The sequence below is a fragment of the Anaerofilum hominis genome, from assembly GCF_014287275.1.
Classification (GTDB): domain Bacteria; phylum Bacillota; class Clostridia; order Oscillospirales; family Ruminococcaceae; genus Pygmaiobacter; species Pygmaiobacter hominis.
Genome location: NZ_JACONZ010000001.1, coordinates 1,140,373 through 1,159,188, shown reverse-complemented (window position 1 = coordinate 1,159,188; position 18,816 = coordinate 1,140,373). Strand labels below are relative to the sequence as shown.

Sequence of the window (18,816 nt, the reverse complement as noted above, 5' to 3'; positions counted from 1 at the left end):
CCCCAGGATCGGGGAAAAACATATGGTACTGACAGTGGATATCGGCAACTCCAACATCGTGCTGGGCGGCTACGAGGACGGCAGGCTCAGCTTTTCCACCCGCTTCGCCACCGAGCGCAAGCTGGAGGCGGACCAGTTCGCGGTGGAGATCCGCGGGCTGCTCCACCTCTATGCGGTGGACAAGTCTCGCATCACCGACGTGGTGATCTCGTCGGTGGTGCCCGGCATCACCTCGCTGGTGGCGGGGGCGCTGCGGCGCATCGTGCCGGTGCACGCGCTGATGCTGACCACCGGCGGCAACACCGGGGTCGAGATCGACATCGACAACCCCGCTGAACTGGGCGCGGACATCCTCTCCAGCGCCATTGCGGCCAAGGCCCGCTATCCTATGCCCTGCGTCATCATCGACATGGGCACCGCCACCACCATCACCGCCATGGACGCGCGCGGCGCGGTGTGCGGCGTGGCCATCATGCCGGGGGTGTACATCTCGCAGGACGCCCTGAAAATGCGCACCAGCCAGCTGCACGGCATCTCGCTGGAGGCCCCGCCCGCCGCCATCGGCCGCAACACCGCCGACAGCATGAAAAGCGGCGCGGTCTACGGCAACGCTTCGATGCTGGACGGTATGATCGACCGCTTTGCGGAAGAGCTGGGCGGCGTGCAGACAGTGGTGGCCACCGGCGGCGCGGCCCGCAAGATCGTGGCCTGCTGCCGTCACAACATCCTCTATGAGCCCGATCTGCTGCTGGACGGCCTGTATCATTACTACCTGCGCAACCGGCAGCCAGAGGGGGCGCCGGGGCCGCGGGAGTAAGCTCCCTCAGCCGGGCAGTGCGCGCGGTGCGGAACAGTTCCCCCCGCACGGGCGGAAAAGCGCTTTTGGGCCCTGTCCGCCGCGCCCTGGCGGCCTCAAAACAAACCGCACGGCCGGGGCGGTGCGGCCCGCAGTTCATCCAAAATCACAGCCGGGCACGGGCAGACTGCCTGACCCGGCCCGGACAAAACAGAAAAGAGGACAAGCAAATGGTCGTTATCACAATGGAAAACGGAAAACAGATCAAGCTGGAGCTGGACGCCGCCGCGGCGCCCAAAACGGTGGAGAACTTTCTCAAGCTGGTAAAAGAGGGCTTTTACGACGGGCTGGGCTTTCATCGCATCATCCCGGGCTTTATGATCCAGGGCGGCTGCCCGCTGGGCACCGGCACCGGCGGGCCGGGGTACGGCATCGTGGGCGAGTTTGCCTCCAACGGCCACCCCAACCCCATTCGGCATCAGCGCGGGGTCATCTCTATGGCGCGCAGCGCCAACCCCAACTCGGCGGGCAGCCAGTTTTTCATCATGCACGCCGACGCGCCGCATCTGGACGGCGACTACGCGGCCTTTGGGCGCGTGGTAGAGGGCATGGACGTGGTGGACGAGATCGCCGCCGTCCCCACCGGCTGGTCGGACAAGCCCGAAAAGCCCCAGGTCATGAAGAGCGTAAAGGTCGTGGAGTAAGTGTTCAAAAAACTGTTTTCTTTCTTTTGGGACCGCAGCCTGCTGATCTTTCTTATCATCGGCGGGCTGAACACGCTGGTCTCGATGGTGGGCAGCCAGCTGCTGCTGGGGGCGCTGGGCTACTGGGGCTCCACGGCGCTGATGTTCACGGTGTGCAGTGTGTTCAGTTTTATCTTCAACCGCAGATATTCTTTTCAGAGCAAAGCCCCGCTGCTGCAGAGCGCCGTCCGCTTCACGGTGGTCATCGCGGTCTGCTATCTGGTCAGCTTCGGGCTGTCGGATGTTCTGGTGCCGTGGGTGGTGGCCGCCTTTGCCTGGCCCATCAGCGTCGAGTGGGTGACCCGCATCGCCATGCTGGTGGCGCAGGTGATCTTTACCGGCATGAACTATCTGGGCCAGCGGCTGTGGGCTTTTAAGGAGTAGGAAACTCAGTCCGGCAAGGACGTTTCAGATCAGAACCGGGGGGGGGGCGGCGCAAATTGCGCCGCCCCCCCGTCGCCGTCAGCGGAAAAGCGTTCGCCCGGCGGCGCGCGCCCGGGGGACGCGTTGCCGCATACCTGATGTGGAGCCGAGAAGAACAGCCCCCGTCCAGCGCTGTGTTCGCGGCAGACGCCTTGTACCCTGCCAGACGCTCTGACCGGAAAAAAGGCTCCCGCCCGGCGGCGTGCCTGCGGCAGGCGTGTTGCTGCATACCCGGCGTACTGACAGGGAAGAAAGGCTCCCGTCCGGCGCTTTGCCTCTAGCGGGTGTCTTGTCCCCCTCCCTGACGCTCCGACGGAAAAAAGAGATTCCGCCCGGCGGCGTGCCTGCGGCAGGCATGCTGCCGCATACCCAGCGAGGGGGCAGGGAAGAAATGTCCCGTCCAGCGCTGTACTGTTGAGGACGCCTTGCCCTCTACCTCAATGCCCTGACAGAGAATGAAGAGCTCTTATTCAGCGATGTGCCCTCGCTGGACCTCTTGTCCCCTTACCCGATACTCTGACAAGGAAAAGGAGCCCCGCTTAAGTGCGCCTCTGGAGGTCATGCTGTCCCCCTATCCGGCGCTCTGACAGAGAAAAAAGGCTCCCCGCCCGGCGGCGTGCCTGCGGCAGGCATGCTGCCGCATACCCGGCGTGCTGACAGGGAAAGAATGCTCCTGTCCAGCGCTGTGTTCGCGGCAGACGCTTTGCCCTCTGCCTCAATGCCCTGACAGAGCCCCCCCCCTCCCGTTTAGCTCTGCTTCCCTGGCGGCCGGTCTCTGCCGGCAGCGGAAAAGCGCAGGGGTGCCGGGGCCTTTTGACAGGAGGATATTCAGAGGCGCGCATCCCGCGGCGGGGGAGAGGAAAGGCTCCCCGGCGTTCGGCGGCGGCCCGCGCAGGCGGCTTTACGCCGCCTTTTTTTGTGCATTTTTCCCCGCGAAAACGCTTTTCCCTGCTGTCCTGCGAAGAGGACGCGGCGGCACCGAACGCTCTAAAGGCCCTTTTCCTCAAATACTTTAAAATAATGAAACAAAACCGGCGGCTCCCTCGTTTCAATGAGCAGAGGACCCCGCGAAATTTGCAATATTATTATTTTTGTTAATATTATATTGACAAAGTATATTATACAAAATATAATATAGACAAAGATATAACATAGGACAGAGGTGAATGGCATGGCGTTTATAACCGGCTCCACCCTGCTGGATGCCATTGTGCTGTCGGTGGCCGCGCGGGAGGGGACCTATGGCTACAAGATCACCCAGGATGTGCGCAGCGTGATGGAGGTCTCCGAGTCGACCCTTTACCCGGTGCTGCGGCGGCTGCAGAAAGATGGCTGCCTGACCACCTACGACCAGGCGTTTGCCGGCAGGAACCGGCGCTATTACAAGATCACCCCGGCGGGCAGCCAGCGGCTGGACGAGACGCTCGCCGAGTGGGAAGAATACAAACAAAAAATCGACCGTGTGTTTTATGGAGGAAACGAGACATGACCAAGAGGGAGTTCCTGATGGCGCTGAACGACGAGCTGTATCCCTTGTCGGAGGATGAGCGCAGCGCCGCGATCAAATATTACAGCGACTACATCGACGACGCCGGTGTGGAAAACCTGGACCGGGTACTGGCAGAGCTGGGCAGCCCGGCGCAGGTGGCGGCCAGCATCAAGGCCGACGGTGAGCTGGGCCGCAGCGTGCCCCCCGCGGGACCTGTGGGCGGCACAGCCGGGACGGGCGCTTCGCCGTCCGCGGGGCCGGAGGTCCGCCGCAGCGGCCTGCCGGTGTGGGCCGTGGTGCTGCTGGTGGTGCTGCTCTCGCCGGTCTGGCTGCCTCTGCTGGGCGCGGCGGCCGGGCTGGTGGTCGGGGTCATCGGCGTCTTTATCGGCCTGATCTGCAGCGGCGTGGTCCTGGTGCTGGCGGGCGTGTTCCTGGCCGTGATGGGCGTGGTGTCGCTGTTCGGCAGCCCGCTGGTGGGGCTGCTGGTGCTGGGCATCGGCTTTATCCTGGCCGCTGTGGGCCTGCTGCTGGTGATGGCCTCGGTGTTTTTGTGTGCAACGGTGATCCCGGCCATGGTGCGCGGGGTCGTGAAGATCTGCCGCATCCCGCTGCGCGGCCGGCAGAACAACGGGTGAAGAGAAGGAGGGACAGAGCATGAGATCTTTTTACAAGATAACGGCGATCATCGCCGCCTGCCTGCTGGTGCTGGGGGTGCTGATCTCCGGGGTCGCATTTGCCTGCGGCGTGTCGTCGCAGGCGGTCAACGGCGTGATCCGGCTGGGGCCGTATATCCAGATCCCGGTGGGCTGGGGGCATAATGACTGGTATTGGGACTGGGACGGCGCCTGGCACGGCGGCCGGGACGATGAAGCGGACGGCTATCATTATGACAGCGGCAGGGGCACGTCGGTCCCGCAGACGCCCGCTTCGGGCACGGTTGTCTCGCAGGAGGGGACACAGATGCAGGACAACAGCGGTATCCGCAAGATCGAAGTGGAACTGGGCGGCGGTAGCTTTGAAGTGGTGCGGGGAGACAGCTTCCGGGTGGAGATCACCGGCCTGCCCGCCGACAAGGTCTACAGCGGTTTTGACGGGGATGAGTGGAAAGTGGAAGCGCCCCACGGCAAGACCTCGCTAAACATGTACCGCAATGTGCGCGGCACGGTGACCATCCCGGAGGATTGCATCCCCGAAGAACTGAAGATCGAGATCGGCGCGGGCGAACTGACTGTGGAGGGCCTCACCGCCACCCGCTCGGCCGAGCTGTCGGTGGGCGCGGGCACGCTGACCGTGACCGGCTGCACGCTGGCCAACGTCGAGATGGACTGCGGCATGGGCGAGCTGGTATTTGACGGCGTTCTCACCGGGCGCGGTTCCATCGACTGCGGCATGGGCAACGTCACCGTCACCACCCGCGGCAGGGCGGAGGATTACGGGACCACCGTGGAATGCGGCATGGGCAATGTGGAGTTCAACGGGCTGCGCTGGGCCGCCGTGGGCAACGGCACCGCCAACGCGGGGGCGGTCAATTATTTCGATATCGAGTGCGGTATGGGCAACGTGGAATTTTATATAAGGGAGGAATGACCTGTGGAACACAAACGCCTTTATAAGGATCGGCAGCATCAGATGCTCTGCGGCGTCTGCGCGGGTTTCGCCGAGTATCTCAACATCGACGTCACGCTTGTGCGCCTGTTGATGGTGCTGCTGGGGCTGACTTCCATCGGCGTGGTCTTTTATATCATCGCTGCGGTCGTGATGCCGGAAAAACCCATGTGACACCCCTGCACAGGGGCTTTGAACAAAGGAGAACAGTATGAAAAACAGGATCGGCAGTATTTTATGGGGCCTGGCGTTCGTGGTCGCGGGCGTGGGCTTTGCGGGCAACGCCTTCGGCGTGTGGAACTTCAATTTTTTCTTTGACGGATGGTGGACCCTGTTCCTTATCGTGCCGGCCGTGATCAGCATGGTCCAAAACGGGCCCCACACCGGCAACATCATCTGCGCCCTGATCGGCGTGGTGATGCTGGTCTCAGCCCAGGGCCTCCTGGACCGGCACCTGGTGAGCAAGCTTCTGCTGCCCGTGGTGCTGGTGACGGTGGGCGTTTCGATCCTGCTGGGCGGCCGCCGCCGCGTGACCACCGGTACGGCCCAGGCGGGGATGGACGGCGGGAATGCGGCGGGCTATGCCGCGGCCCAGGACGGGCGCGGCGGCGTGCCCAATTACTCGGGCGTTTTCAGCGGCTGCGATGTGCGCTGGCCGGCCGAACCCTTTCGGGGCGCGAACATCACTGCCGTCTTCGGCGGTGTGGATCTCGATCTGCGGGACGCGGTGTTTGAGGGCGACGTGGTAGTCAACGCCACCACCATTTTTGGGGGCGCGGACCTGCAGGTGCCGCCGCACGTGCGGGTGAAAGTCACTGGCACGCCGGTCTTTGGCGGCGTGGACAACCGGGCCGACGGCCCGGCGGCAGAGGGCACGCCGGTGCTCTATCTCAACGCCAGCTGCGTCTTTGGCGGCATCGACATCAAATAGCGGGCAGACGGCTGCCGCGCACAGCGCAGGTCCGTTTGCAGCAACAGGCAGGCACCAGGGGCAGGAGTAAATTTTTCGGATTTACTCCCGCCCCTGTTTTTTTATGGTCTTGTCCCAAAAGAGCCGGCGGCCTGCCGGGGCCGGGCCCAGTAGCAACGGTCTGTGCGGGAAGCGCCGCCGCGAAAAGGCGGCTGGCTTTTTGGCCCGGCACTTTCGCCCTGGGGCGGGGCGGGGAGCGCGCGGCGGCTCTTTTGGGAGACGTGGGCTCCGGGATAAAAAACGCCGGCTGCGGTGGAAGTCTTTTTAAAAAACGAGAGCCCCGGTGCAAAAAACGCCGTCCGCAGCACCGGGCAGACGCTTTTGAAAATGCGCGCCCCGGGATAAAGAGCGGAGGCCCGGCCCGCGCCTTTCCCGGCCGCGCCCCAGTGCAGCCCACGCCGCCTCCACCCGGAGCCGCCCACGTCATCTCCACCCGGAACAGCCCTCGCCGCCTCCACCCGGAACAGCCCTCGCGCTCCCGACCCGGGCCCGCCGACGCGCCGCACTCCGACGCAGCCCACATCGCCGCACCCCAACGCAGCCCATGCGCTGTGTCCCAGTGCAGCCCACACCGCTGTATCCCGGAGCGGTTCCCGGTTTGCGCATTCCCGCGGGCAGGGCGGGCCGGCCCGCAAAAGATCTTTGCGTGACATTTTGACGGGGCCGCGCTATGATTTAAGCGGGGTGATCGCTGTGCGTGATATCGGAAAAAATATCAGAGATCTGCGCGAGCGGAAAGGCCTGACCCAGGAAGCGTTCGCGGAACAGCTGTTCGTGACGCGGCAGACGGTGTCCAATTACGAGACCGGCCGCACCCGGCCGGACATTGAGATGCTGATGAAGATCGCCGCAGCGCTGGAGGTGCGGGTGGATGCGGTGCTGTACGGCCCGAAGGTGCCGCAAAGCCGACGCGCTGCGCGCCGGCGCATGGCGGCCGGCGGCTGCCTGCTGGCCCTGACAGCCGGGGCCGTCGCGGTGCTCCACCCTCTTGCCCGCGCGTTTGCCGCGGCCCGCTATGTGACCGTTCCCAACGACCTGTTGTCTGTGCTGCTGGACCCGGCCATCGCGCTGCTCCTGGGCTGGTGCGCGCTGCAGGCGGCGGGCCTGCTGCTGGGGGCAAGGCCGTTGAAAGAGCGGCCGTGGGTGAAAAACGCCCGGATAGGCCTGCTGGCGCTGCTGGCCGCCTGCGCCGCCCTGGTCTGCCCCTATGTGGTCTGGGCGCTGGGGACGCTTTTTGACTGGGCGGGGACGCCGGGCGGCGGCTGGACCTTTCCGGCCGGAGCGTTCTATTTGGCCCTGTTGACCCCGCTCCTGCGGCTCAACTTCAGCTGCCCGGCGGTCTATGCCCTCTTTGGCGCCGCGCTGTGGGGGCTGGGGTTTCCCCGCACGGGAGGGACGGAGAAACCGTCCGGCGGCGATGTCAAATAGAAAAACGGCCCTGAGGCTGTTTTGCAGGGCGCGCCCACGCGCCTGTGCCTGCCCACAGTGCCAGCAGTGCCCGTACACGGGCGCAAAAGGCCCTGGCCTGCGGTATCACGGATGACCCCTATCACTTCCTGCAGTGCCCGCGCGCGGGCGCAAAAAAACCTGCCTTTCCAGAAAAAACGCCCGGCGGCCGCCGGGCGTTTTGGCGTCGGGGAGCACAGCGGCACGACAGAGACCCGGATCAGCCCCCTGGTCACGGCGGCCCGGAGCGCCCGGCGCAGGCACAGCGCTTTTCACGGCTTTGCCGCGCAGAGCGATAAAAAAGGACCGCCCCGCGCTGTGCCGCCCGGGCGGCCGGGTCAAAACGCGCTTTGCCGCAAAAACGCTTCTGCGCAAAAAAAGAGGGCGGAAACCCGCCCTCTTTGGGAACAGCCGCTTTCAAGGCCGCGGCGCGCCTGTGCCGGACGCTCTGCCGTCAAAGCGGCAGAGCGCTTTTTCAGGGGAAAGCGCTCTGCGCCGGCTTTTTCCATGCCGCCCTGAGATAGGATCAGGGGATGATTTTGGTGACGATCCCGGATGAGAGAGCCAAACACCAGCTCCAGCGGCAATTCCGCCGATAAAAAGGTAAGGTCTCCGCCGGTAGGTTCGCGGCCTGTTCTCCGCCTGCTTCCGGGCCGCCGCCTTATCGTTCCCCGGCGGGGCGTCTTATCCCGGCGCCCCACTTTTTCAGCGAAGGCTTTCCTGCGCCTGACACAGAAATTCCGCGATGCGGCGGCCCGCCCTCAAAGTCTGATATCTTCACTTTTTCAAAGAAGCGCCCCGTGACCGCACCCGTTGACCGGCACGGCCGTTTTTACGGCCTGCCAACTATTCCTCGCTTTGAAGGATCACGATCTCTCCCTCGCCGCATGGTTCCTGAAATCCATCATAGTGATGTTTCAAGATCTCGTCGGTTATAACAAACGGCGAATTGGCGTGCAGGTGCAGATTCCTTTTCTGCAACCTTTTTCGCAAGGTCTCCAAGCCGGCTTTCAGATAGACCAGTTCCACCGTGCCGCCCGATTTTTCGATGATCTGTCTGTAGAAACTGCGGGTTTCTTTGTTCCAGAAGCTGAAATCGATCACGACATTTTTTCCCTCGTCGATCAGTTTTAACAATTTTTCGCGAAGTGCTGATTCCACTTTTTCTGATAAGGCCTCATATTGGTCATCCGGATAATCGATCCCTTTTCTTCCATAGGTTCTCCACATTTCTTCATCGATGGAAAGCCGGATATATCCTTCTTTTTCTTTCGCTTTTGAATAGGTCGTTTTTCCGGCGCCGCATACGCCGCACATCATGATAACATTGCTCATCACGATCCACCCCGTTTATAAAAGGCTTCTGTCCGCTTTTTGATAGTTCTCTCAGCCCAGCAGGTTTTTTCTTTCTTTCAGGCAGCTTTTTACCTGAGAGACGGTCTGCTCCAGCGTTTGCCCGGTCGTATCGATGACATGGGGCTCGTAGCTGCAAAGATCTGCAAATTGCCCCCACATGGCTTCCACAAGCGCAAGATTCTCTTCTCTGCTCAGCTTCGCCCGCCCCGCGGCGCGCCTCAGGGTCTCCGCCTTAGCCGCCCTCAGCACGATGTAGTGCACCTCGTACCCCTCCTGCGCGGCGCGCAGGAACGGCGCCAAAAACCAGGGCCCGACCACCCCGTCCACGATCACGTCATACCCGCCGCGGGCATAGCGCTTTGCAGCCTCCAGAAAGGCTTCGATCACGACCAGGTTCTGTTCCTCTGATCCCGGCAGATGCGGCGGTACCGCCCCTTTGGAGAGACAGCGATAAAAATCATCCGTGTGCATGTGGACCGATTTTTCAAAATCAGACTCCCGGGCGGTCTTTGCCGCGGCGGCCGTTTTTCCGGTTCCGGGCGAACCGGTAATGATAACGATCCTTCCTGTTTTCATCTGTCTTTTATCCTTAAAAAATATCCTGATGCAGCGTCCGGCGCCGCTTTACCGCTCCGCCCGCAGCGCGGCAAGCCCGTCCCGCACCCGCGCCTCGCACAGGGCGGGCAGCGCGCGCCAGTCCTCTTTGCCGTAGCCGCTGGTGTCGATGGGGGGCAGCACCCGCAGCTTCACCTCGCCGCCGTGGATGAAATAGTGGTTGCGCTCCATCAGTTCGGCGGTGCCGTCGATGACAAAGGGCACCACGGGCACCCTGTTTTTCTGCGCGATCTTGAAAGCGCCGGCCTTGAACTCCGCCACTTCGCCGGTCTTGCTCCGCGTCCCCTCAGGAAAGACCACCATCGAATAGCCCTTGCCCACCCAGCCGGCCGCTTCGTTCAGGGCGGCCACCGCGCTGCGCGGGTTTTCACGGTCCAGAAACACGCAGTGCAGCTGCCGCATCCAGGCGCGGATGAGCGGGATCTTGTCGATCTCCTTTTTCGCCACCATCGGCTTGGTGTCGTCGCCCAGATACCCCAGCACGGTGGGGATATCGAAATAGCCCTGGTGGTTGCCCACATAGACGGCCGGGCCCTGCGGCAGATGTTCGAGGCCGTCCGCCTCCACCTTTGCGCCCGCGGCCCACAGCATCCGCCGCGCCCACCGGCCCACCACGCGGCGGGTAAGGGCGTCGTGCCGGCCGTCGCCGCGCTTTGCCAGCCCTTTGACCCGCCAGTAAAGGGGCAGCACGACCAGCAGATAAAGCCAGAAATAGAGGAACCACAGCAGCGTATGCACAAACATCATCCGTTCTGCCGCTTCGCGCCGGCACAGATTTGAAAAAACGCGGGTCCTGCCACGCGAAGCAAAAAATGGCAGGAGGGCACCCGATAGATCGAGACAAAAACAGACAGCGCGGGCGAAAGCCCCCGCGCGCCGCGCCGGGGCGGGGCGCTCTTCCGCGCCGGCGCCGGATGCGGCTGGAAATCATGATACCATATTTTGCGCTGGCAGGGAACCGCTTTTTGTGATATCATATCCGCAGAAATGAAAGCCTGCCCCGGGCGGCCCCCTTGCGGCCGCGGGGAAAAGGACGCCCGCGCCGGCGCAGCGCCCGCACGGCGCACTGCCGGTGCGCGCGGCTTTCTGTGCTGCTGCGCCGCGTTTGTGCGCCGTCTGTTTTTTCAGCGGGGTTTGGGACAGGCTTTGAAGAGAGGAGCGTTTTGCGGGATGAAATTCGATCATTTCAATTTCAATGTGTTGGACCTGGAAAAAAGCCTTGCTTTTTACAAAGAGGCTCTGGGGCTGGAGCCGGTGCGCAGAAAAGAGGGAGACGGCTTTACGCTGGTCTATCTGGGCGACGGGACGGGCGGCTTTGCGCTGGAATTGACCTGGATGCACGGCCGCACGGAAAAATATGATCTGGGCGAAGGGGAGTTCCATCTGGCCCTGACCACGGCGGATATCGAGGCCGCCCACAAAAAGCATGAGCAGATGGGATGCATCTGCTTTGAAAACCCCGCCATGGGCATCTATTTTATCGAGGACCCGGACGGCTATTGGATCGAGATCGTGCCGCAGCGCTGACAAAAGCGCCGCGCGCAGCCGGGCAGGCCGCCCCTCTCCCCACGGCAAAGGTGGGGGAGCGCGGGGCGGAAAAGCAATTTCCCATTCGGCTTTGGGTGTCCAGAGGAATGGTATGGATCGTTATTTGGAGAGGATTTTAAGAATATGCGTAAATGCATCAGATGCGATAGCGTGATGATAGAAGACTGCGGCATAAAGGTGAAAGGTGCAGCATATGGGATTATTTTAACGGATGACGAAAACAAATGGTGGGGCGGTCGTATGGGAGAACCCAAGGTCGCAATTTGTCCTGCTTGCGGCGAAGTTTCTATCTATCTTGAGGATGTAGACAAGTTGAAAAAATAACTTATCCACAGGGTGCACAGAAACGGAGCGGAAGAAAAATAAAAAAGCAGAAGCGCAGGCCTCCGTCTTTGCAAGGAGACCCGCGCCTCTGCTTTTTTGCTGTTCGGCAAGGCAATAAAAAATAGCCACAGGCTATTTTTTAGTAGCCATGTGGCCTGTCCTCAGGCCACGGCGAATCGAAATAAGTTGTTTTTTATTGCGGAGCAATAAAAAATAGCCGCAGGCTATTTTTTAGTAGCTATGTGGCCTGTTCTCAGGCCACGGCGAATAAGAATAAGTCATTTTTTATTGCGGAGCAATAAAAAATAGCCGCAGGCTTTTTTTGGCCATGCGCCCGGTTGTCGCAAAGCGGCAAGGACAAGGTCAATCAAGGGAAGTCGTTTTTTGTTACTCCCCCAGCTTTCTATCCGCCGTGGCCGGGGATTCGAAAGCTGCAGGGCGGCCTCGGGCAAAGCGATGGAAAACGGCTGTTTGGGCGCTCTGAACGGCCCCGGTAAAAACGGATGACAGACAAACGACCCCCTGATGCAGGAAAGCAAAACTGCAGCAGGGGGCCGTTTTATGAAAAACCGAAGTGCGCAAAGGGGAAGGTATTGGAAACGGAGATCATAGAGATACGGGCGGCGGAAAAACCATGGCGGGAAGGTCCCGCAGAGCAGGAGGTCAAAAAAACAGCAGCAGACCTGCCCCCAGCAGGGCAAGGGCAGCCGACCAGGCGCCCCAGAGCGTCCTTTTGTAGGGCTGCTGATGGTCGATGGGCCGCCCCTCGGCAAGGTCCCTTTGCAGCCGCCACAGGCTGCGGATCAAAAAGATCAGCCGGCAGAGCATCCAAAGGTCCAGCAGCAGAAAAAACGCCGCCAGCCCCAGGCTCCACGCCCCCTGCCGCGTCCAGTGGGAAAACAGGAAAAATGTGTTGAGGGCGGACATGATCCCGGCAGCCCCGGCCTGGGTGGTGTAATAATTGCGGTAGCCGGTCATCGCGGCGGCGAGCTCCGCCGGGTCGGTGTGCAGCTCCGGTGCGTCCGCCTGCGCCGGGCTGGCGTAGACGTGCAGCTTGTCGGCCGTGGCGATATACGCCCAGCCCGCCTCCCGGCAGAGCCGCTGCTTTTCATAGGGCGGCGGGTCGCCGGGCTTTTCCTCCTGCGAGGGCTCCAGTCGATAGCGCATCCGGGCGGGCCGGGCGCGCTCGAAGACGTCGAACAGCCAGTTTGCCCCGCACAGCAGCCAGCCGCGGGCGGCAAGGTCGGCCAGCCGGTGCTCCATCTGGCCGATGGAGAGCAGGCCGGTGGGACGCAGGGAAAAACGCTTGAGCGTCATCTTTTTGCCTCCTGTTCCGCCGGCATCAGCCGGCTGTTTGTTCCGCGAGCCGTTCGGCCAGCAGAGAGAACAGCGCGTCCGAGGACAGGCTGCCGCTGTAGTAGACACAGACCGCCTGTTCGCCCCGGCGGGCCAGATACCAATAGGGGATGCTGACATTCTGGTAGGCTTCGTCCAGGCCGTCCACAGCCACCGGCGCAAAGTCCCCAACCCAGCCGTAGCGGTCCAGCATTTTGCCCAGCACCCGCCGGGCCTCGCCCTCGCTGCGGCAGCGGGCGTGCTCCACGGAGAGGTAGAGCAGCATATCCCCGTTTTTTTCCGCCGTCTCGTTCATCTCGCAGAACCGATAGCCCGGCAGCGCAAAAAAAGCGCGGAACGTGTTGTCCGGCTGGCTGGCGGTTATGCCGAGCTCAGTGTGGGCAAGGCCCGGCCCGTCGGTATCGGCCAGCGTGAACAGCAGCTGTCCGGGAGCGGCCTGGTCCAGCGGCCGGAGCGCTCCATGGTCAATGGCGTTCCGCGCCAGCGGCAGGCCAAGATTGAACGCGACGATCAACAGCAGAGGCAGCAGCCGGTTGCGCAGCGTGATGCACCGGGGCACGGGGGCCTCGTGGTCCACCGGCGGCAGGCGCCGCCAGCGCCTGCGGGCCAGCCAGAGCCCATCCCGCACCAGCCCGGGCAGCAGCAGCGCCAGGCAGAGCGTCAGCAGCGCGAGCTGGAACAGGTCGCTGGGCCGGGGGGGATACCCCGCGGCGATCAGATAAAACAGCACGAGCAGCAGCAGGCCCAGCACCAGCGAAAACCAAAAACTGACGCGCCGCTGGCGCCGCAGCACCGGGGCAAAGTCCTGCGGGTCGGTGTGCAGTTCCTCTGCGCCCGAGTCTGCCGGGCTGCTGTAAAAATGCAGGTCCCCGCCGGTGCCGAGATAGTCCCAGCCCGCCTCAGCGTAAAAGGCCCGGCGGTCGTAGTCTGGGCCCTCTTTGGCCTCCCGCCTGTTCAGGCAGGGTTCCGCCCGGTAGCGCATCCGCCGCGGCTCCTCTACGGCAAAGCAGTCCAGAAAATTGCCCGCGCTTTGCAGCAGCAGGCCTCTGCGCGCCTGCTGGCCATAGTAATTCTCCAGTCCGCCCACCCGCTCCAGCACCAGGGCGGGGTGCATCCGCCAGCGGCGGCGCGGCCCGCGGTCAGCTGTTTTCTCCGTCATGGCGGATCGCCTCCTTCATGCGCTTCATGTCCCGTATCATCTCTTCCAGCCGGTGATATTCGGTGAACAGGGCCTCCCGCCCGTCCGGGGTGAGCTCATAGGTCTTGCGCCGGGTGACGCGGTCCGGCAGGCGGCGGATCAGGCCGTCCTCTTCCAGCCGCGACAGCACCCCGTACAGGGTGCCGGGCCCCATCTTTACCCGGCCGCCGGAGACCTCTCCCACCGCCTGCATCAGCCGGTAGCCGTGGCTGGGCTCCAGCAGGGCCAGCAGCACATAATACATCGCCTCGGTCATCGGCCCGCCTGTATAGCCCATGCCGTCCGCCCCCTCCCGTCCGGAAATGTTGCGTGCATCGATATTACGCGTGACGATATATCGTCTAACATAATAATAGAAGGACCGCAAAAAAATGTCAAGGGGCAAACGCGCCGCCGCCCGCCGCCCCTGGCTGCGTTTCGGGCGTCGCCGTTTTTGGAGCTGCCGCCCGCCCGGCCCGCGCCGGGAGCGCCGCAAAAAAGCCGCACTCCAAAGGAGCGCGGCTTTTGAGTCTGCGGGCGGCTGCGGGCGCAGGGCCCGGGGCCGGAAAGGCTGTTTTTCTGCGCTGGCGCGTCTGCCGGGGCGTTTTTTATTCCGGCGCTTTCATGCTCTCCACCATGCTGATCTTTTTCAGCTTGCGGTGCATCACCAGGTTGACCAGCAGCGAGAACAGCAGGGTCAGCAGCGCGGCGAAGAGATAACTCTGCGGCTGGATCGAGCGGCCGAACATCACCGCGTCCACCTCCACGGTATAGATGACGAACATGTGGAGAAAGACGCCCAGCACCAACCCGGCCAGCGTGCCGATGAGCGAGAGCACCGCCGATTCGCGGTAGACGTAGGCCGAGACCTCCTTGTCGAAAAAGCCCAGCACCTTGATGGTGGCGATCTCTTTTTCCCGCTCGGTGATGTTGATGTTGGTCAGGTTGTACAGCACCACAAAGGCCAGCAGGCCGGCGCAGACGATGAGCACCACCACGATGGTGTCGATCTTCTGCATCATGTTGGAAAAGCTGGCTTTCAGGTCGTCGGTAAAGCTCACGCCGGACACGCAGTCCAGCTCGAACAGCTTGGCGCTCAGCGCGTCCCGCCCCTGCTGCGAGGTGTCGGCGGTGTGGGCGGCCACCAGCTTGTAATCGGGGTGCCGCCCGAACTGCTGTTCATACAGCTCCCCGGTCAGGTAGACGTAATTTTCCACATAGTTCTCCACCACGCCGGTGATGGTGAAAGTGCCCGTCTTGTGGTCGCTGTTCTCCAGCTCGATGGTGTCCCCCACGTCTTTGCCGGTGCGCTCGGACATCTTTTCGGTGATGACGATGCCGTCCGGCTGCAGCTGTACGGGATGGCCGCCCCTGCGGGTGTGCAGGTCCACAAATTGGGGCAGCAGCTCCGGGTCCTGCGGCACGTAAAGATAGGTGTTGAAGGTGTCCCCGTCATAGGTGTTCGAGCTTTTCTCCTGGTGGGCTGCCATGAAAGCGGTGATCTCGTCGCCGTCGTTCAGCAGCTTGCGCAGAGCGTCGTCCTGCAGGTCCTCCTCGCTTTTGAGGGTGATGGAGAGGTTGTAGGTGAAGATCTTGCCGAACTGCCGGTTGACGATGTCGCTGATCGAGTCATGCAGCCCGAAACCGGTCACCAGCAGCGCCGTACAGCCCGAGATGCCGATCACGGTCATGAAAAAGCGCTTTTTATAGCGGAACAGGTTGCGGGCGGTCACCTTGTAAGTGAATTTCATCCGCTTCCAGACAAAGCCGATCCGCTCGAGCAGGATGCGCTTGCCGGCCTTTGGCGCGCGGGGCAGCATCAGGCTGGCCGGGCACTCGTGCAGGGTGGTCCAGCAGGCGTTGAGGGTGGCGGCCAGGGTGCAGAAGATGGCCGTGCCGGAGGAGAATACCGCAAACGGCACGTTGAACAGGCAGTAGAGCTTTGGCAGCCGGTACATCATGGTGTAGGCGTTCCAGATCACGGTGGGCAGCAGGTTGAGGCCGACCAGCAGGCCGGCCGCACTGCCCGCCGCCGAGGCGATCAGCGCGTACCAGACATACTTCATCATGATCGCGCCCCTGCCGTAGCCCAGCGCTTTCATGGTGCCGATCTGCAGCCGCTCTTCTTCCACCATCCGGGTCATGGTGGTCAGCACGACCAGCGCCGCCACCAGAAAGAAAAAGATGGGAAAGACCTTTGCCACCGCCTCCACCTTTTCCACATTGGCCTTGAAAGAGGCATAACTCACGTTAGCGTCCCGGGTGAGCACGTACCACTCCGGCTCTTCCAGCTCGTCGATCTGCTTCTGGGCGTCGTCGAGCTGCTGCCGGGCGTCGGCCAGCTGGCGCTCTGCGTCGGCTTTCTGGGTGCGGTACTCCTTTTCGCCCTGTTCCAGCTGCTCCCTGGCATCGCTCAGCTGCGCTTCGCCGCTGGACACCTCCGCCCTGGCGCTGTCCAGCTTGTACTGCGCCAGATCCAGCTGCAGCTGGGCCAGACCGGGGGCCAGCGAAAGGGCTGTCTGGCCCGAGGCGATCTGCTTTTCCGCCTCGGTGATCTGCCTGCGGGCCTCGGCCAGTTTCTGTTGTCCCTCGGCGATCTGCCGCTCGCCCTCCGCGATCTGCGGCTCGCCCACGGCGATCTGTTCCTTGGCGTCCTCCAGCTGCCCGCGCGCCGCTGCGGCGGACTGGCTGGCCGTCTCGTAGGCGCGCTGGGCGGCGTCCAGCTGGGCGTTGGCGGTGTCCAGCGCGGTTTTCAGCGGGGCGACCACCGCGTCGGCGGCGTCGAATTCGGCTTTTGCCGCGTCCCGCCCGGCTTTTGCCGCCTGGGCGGCGGCGGGGTCGGCGGCCTCCCACTCCTCATAGCTGGCGTGGCCGCCGTTGGCGGCGAGAACGGCCTCGGCCTGCTCATAGGCCGCTTTTTTGGCATTGTGATCGGTGGAGGACACGGCAGCGTCGTAGGACGCCTGCGCCTGCTGCGCCGTCTGCTGCAGCGGGGGGATGGCGGCCTCCAGCACGGGCAGCTGCGCCTCCGCCTGGGCCAGCACCGGCTCCAGCGTGGAGACCAGCTGCTTGGCGGTCTCCAGCTGGGCCTTGGCGCTGGCCAGCTGCTGCTGTTTTTCCGCCAAAAGGGCCTCGTTTTCCTCCAGCTGCGCTTTGGCGTCGATCAGGGCGGCCTGCCCGGCGGCCAGCTCCTGCTGTTTGTCGGTGAGGGTGCCGGGCAGGGTCTCCCGGTTCTGCGCCAGCTCTTTTTCGCCGCTGCTGATCTGGGCTTTTGCGTCCCGGAGCCGGGCCTCGCCGCTCTCCACCTCGGCCCGCCCGTCGGCCAGCTGGCGCTCTGCGTCGGCCAGCTTTTCGTCGGTTTCCGCCTGGGCGTCCTCATACTCGGCCCGCGCGTCGGCCAGCTTTTCTTCCGCCTCGGCCTTGACCTCGCGGTAGCGGATGGCGCTGCGCGCGCCGCTGATCTCCTCGATGCGGTCCGCCACTGCGCTGACCAGATCTTCATACTCCGCGGCAAGACAGTTCAGCCCGGCCGCGCCCTGCACGGTCAGATACACGTCGGTGTAGGCGTCCAGCGCAAAGCTGTCCCCGCCCACATACATGATCAGGCCGATCGTGCCGCTGCCCACGCTGGCGGGTTCCCGCTCGATGGAAAAGTAATAGCTGCTCTCCACCACGCCCACCACTTTGAACTCCCGCCGGGCAAGGGTGGCGTCCGGGTCCTTGTTCTCGTCCGAGACCGTCAGCAGGTCGCCGATCTTTACCGACGCGCCGCCGTACTGGCTGCCCGCCTCGATGACGCATTCGTTTTCCTTGACCGGTACCCGGCCCTCCACCACCTGGAACCGGTTCAGCCAGCCCTGGGGCTCCTGCTCCTCGATCTCGTCCAGCGGCAGGCTGTGGATGCGGGTGACCAGCGTGTCGCCCCCCGGGGTGTTGACCAGCATGTCGGCCGAGTAGGCGGGCATCACCTCGTCCACCCCCTCCACCGCGCGGATGGCCTCCACGTCCCCTTTGCTCAGGGCCAGGGTGCCCAGCGTGCGGATGTCGAACAGGCGGGTGTCGTCGAAGTACCTGTCGCCGGAATACCGCATGTCGGGGGTGGTGGAGAGCAGCCCCGCAAGAAAGCCGACCCCCAGCGCCACGATGGCGAAGATGGCCAGAAAGCGGCTCATGGTGCCGCGTATGGTGCGAAAGACGTTTTTGCGATAGCTTTTGTTCAAGGTTACCACTCGATTTCTTCTACGGGGATGGGATGGGCGTTGACCTGATTGGAGATCGCCTTGCCGCTTTTGATGCGGATGACCCGGTCGGCCATGGCGGTCAGGGCGCTGTTGTGGGTGATGACGATAACGGTGCGGCCGGTGCTGCGGCAGGTGTCCTGCAGCAGGGCCAGCACCTGCTTGCCGGTGTTGTAGTCCAGCGCGCCGGTGGGCTCGTCACAGAGCAGCAGCTTCGGGTTTTTTGCCAGCGCCCGGGCGATGGAGACGCGCTGCTGCTCGCCGCCGGACAGCTGGGCGGGAAAATTGTCCATCCGCTGCGCCAGGCCCACCTGCCGCAGCATCTCGCCGGCGGGCAGCGGGTCGCGGCAGATCTCGCTGGCAAGCTCCACGTTTTCCAGCGCGGTCAGGTTCTGTACCAGATTGTAGAATTGAAACACAAACCCCACGTCATGGCGGCGGTAGGCGGTGAGCTGCTTTTGGCTGTACTCGCTCACCAGATCGCCGTCCAGCAGGATGCGCCCCTCGTCGCAGGTGTCCATGCCGCCCAGCATGTTCAGCACCGTCGTCTTGCCCGCGCCGGAGGGGCCCACGATCACACAGAATTCGCCCTTGTCCACATAAAAGCTGATGTGGTCGGCCGCCGCGATGCGGTTTTGCCCCATTTGATAAAATTTGCACACGTTGTCAAAGGTGATGAAGTGCTCCTCCATCCGATCCCCTCCCCAAGGCGGCCGCCAGAAAAAACGGC

At 63.1% G+C, this 18,816-nt stretch carries 19 protein-coding genes; 11 read left to right on the top strand and 8 right to left on the bottom strand.

Going from position 1 to position 18,816, the window contains the following annotated elements; genetic code table 11:
* Positions 1-22 precede the first annotated feature (22 nt).
* The 9 genes from H8S23_RS05000 (at position 23) to H8S23_RS04960 (ending at position 7,454) form a co-directional block, all read left to right on the top strand.
* Complete coding sequence (locus H8S23_RS05000) at positions 23-817, top strand: type III pantothenate kinase (protein ID WP_186887178.1); 795 nt, start codon at positions 23-25, stop codon at positions 815-817.
* A 209-nt stretch (positions 818-1,026) separates the two neighbouring features.
* On the top strand, positions 1,027-1,500 hold the full coding sequence (locus H8S23_RS04995; protein WP_186887177.1) for a peptidylprolyl isomerase: 474 nt from the start codon (positions 1,027-1,029) through the stop codon (positions 1,498-1,500).
* Complete coding sequence (locus H8S23_RS04990; protein WP_186887176.1) at positions 1,501-1,923, top strand: GtrA family protein; 423 nt, start codon at positions 1,501-1,503, stop codon at positions 1,921-1,923.
* Between the two features lie 1,210 nt (positions 1,924-3,133).
* Positions 3,134-3,451 carry a PadR family transcriptional regulator gene (locus H8S23_RS04985; protein WP_186887175.1) on the top strand — a complete coding sequence of 106 codons (318 nt, stop codon included), beginning with the start codon at positions 3,134-3,136 and terminating at the stop codon, positions 3,449-3,451.
* Positions 3,448-4,086: a DUF1700 domain-containing protein gene (locus tag H8S23_RS04980; RefSeq protein ID WP_186887174.1), complete on the top strand. Its 639-nt coding sequence runs from the start codon at positions 3,448-3,450 to the stop codon at positions 4,084-4,086. Before H8S23_RS04985 ends, H8S23_RS04980 begins: the two co-directional genes overlap by 4 nt.
* Positions 4,087-4,105: 19 nt before the next feature.
* Complete coding sequence (locus H8S23_RS04975) at positions 4,106-5,038, top strand: hypothetical protein (RefSeq protein ID WP_186887173.1); 933 nt, start codon at positions 4,106-4,108, stop codon at positions 5,036-5,038.
* A gap of 3 nt (positions 5,039-5,041) precedes the next feature.
* A complete protein-coding gene (locus H8S23_RS04970; RefSeq protein WP_186887172.1) occupies positions 5,042-5,230 on the top strand; it encodes a PspC domain-containing protein in 189 nt (62 codons plus the stop codon).
* A 37-nt stretch (positions 5,231-5,267) separates the two neighbouring features.
* On the top strand, positions 5,268-5,987 hold the full coding sequence (locus tag H8S23_RS04965; RefSeq protein WP_186887171.1) for a LiaF transmembrane domain-containing protein: 720 nt from the start codon (positions 5,268-5,270) through the stop codon (positions 5,985-5,987).
* A gap of 732 nt (positions 5,988-6,719) precedes the next feature.
* On the top strand, positions 6,720-7,454 hold the full coding sequence (locus H8S23_RS04960; RefSeq protein WP_207721064.1) for a helix-turn-helix domain-containing protein: 735 nt from the start codon (positions 6,720-6,722) through the stop codon (positions 7,452-7,454).
* Between the two features lie 864 nt (positions 7,455-8,318).
* Here the strand turns inward: H8S23_RS04960 and H8S23_RS04955 are convergent.
* Genes H8S23_RS04955 through H8S23_RS04945 form a run of 3 tightly spaced genes read right to left on the bottom strand, consistent with a single transcriptional unit; the run spans position 8,319 to position 10,190 of the window.
* The gene (locus H8S23_RS04955; RefSeq protein WP_186887170.1) at positions 8,319-8,807 is read right to left on the bottom strand and encodes a P-loop nucleotide/nucleoside kinase family protein; all 489 of its coding nucleotides are present in this window, start codon (positions 8,805-8,807) and stop codon (positions 8,319-8,321) included.
* Positions 8,808-8,858: 51 nt separating this feature from the next.
* Entirely contained in the window at positions 8,859-9,404 is a 546-nt protein-coding gene (locus H8S23_RS04950; RefSeq protein ID WP_186887169.1) for a P-loop nucleotide/nucleoside kinase family protein, read from the bottom strand.
* Between the two features lie 48 nt (positions 9,405-9,452).
* Positions 9,453-10,190: a lysophospholipid acyltransferase family protein gene (locus H8S23_RS04945; RefSeq protein ID WP_243165836.1), complete on the bottom strand. Its 738-nt coding sequence runs from the start codon at positions 10,188-10,190 to the stop codon at positions 9,453-9,455.
* 423 nt (positions 10,191-10,613) lie between these two features.
* On the opposite strand from H8S23_RS04945, the gene H8S23_RS04940 reads away from it, so the two are divergent.
* Together H8S23_RS04940 and H8S23_RS04935 are read left to right on the top strand one after the other, a co-directional pair.
* Positions 10,614-10,970 (top strand): VOC family protein, encoded by a 357-nt coding sequence (locus H8S23_RS04940; RefSeq protein ID WP_186887168.1) that lies wholly within the window; start codon positions 10,614-10,616, stop codon positions 10,968-10,970.
* Between the two features lie 144 nt (positions 10,971-11,114).
* A complete protein-coding gene (locus tag H8S23_RS04935) occupies positions 11,115-11,315 on the top strand; it encodes a nucleic acid-binding protein (RefSeq protein ID WP_186887167.1) in 201 nt (66 codons plus the stop codon).
* Between the two features lie 663 nt (positions 11,316-11,978).
* Here the strand turns inward: H8S23_RS04935 and H8S23_RS04930 are convergent.
* From H8S23_RS04930 to H8S23_RS04910, 5 genes are all read right to left on the bottom strand, one after another.
* On the bottom strand, positions 11,979-12,632 hold the full coding sequence (locus tag H8S23_RS04930) for a DUF2812 domain-containing protein (RefSeq protein ID WP_186887166.1): 654 nt from the start codon (positions 12,630-12,632) through the stop codon (positions 11,979-11,981).
* 25 nt (positions 12,633-12,657) lie between these two features.
* The gene (locus H8S23_RS04925; RefSeq protein ID WP_186887165.1) at positions 12,658-13,830 is read right to left on the bottom strand and encodes a DUF2812 domain-containing protein; all 1,173 of its coding nucleotides are present in this window, start codon (positions 13,828-13,830) and stop codon (positions 12,658-12,660) included.
* Positions 13,811-14,146 (bottom strand): PadR family transcriptional regulator, encoded by a 336-nt coding sequence (locus H8S23_RS04920; RefSeq protein WP_186887164.1) that lies wholly within the window; start codon positions 14,144-14,146, stop codon positions 13,811-13,813. Before H8S23_RS04920 ends, H8S23_RS04925 begins: the two co-directional genes overlap by 20 nt.
* 310 nt (positions 14,147-14,456) lie before the next feature.
* Positions 14,457-18,077 (bottom strand): FtsX-like permease family protein, encoded by a 3,621-nt coding sequence (locus H8S23_RS04915; protein ID WP_186887163.1) that lies wholly within the window; start codon positions 18,075-18,077, stop codon positions 14,457-14,459.
* Positions 18,071-18,778, bottom strand: coding sequence for an ABC transporter ATP-binding protein (locus H8S23_RS04910; protein ID WP_186887162.1), 708 nt, complete (start codon positions 18,776-18,778; stop codon positions 18,071-18,073). Before H8S23_RS04910 ends, H8S23_RS04915 begins: the two co-directional genes overlap by 7 nt.
* Positions 18,779-18,816 lie beyond the last annotated feature (38 nt).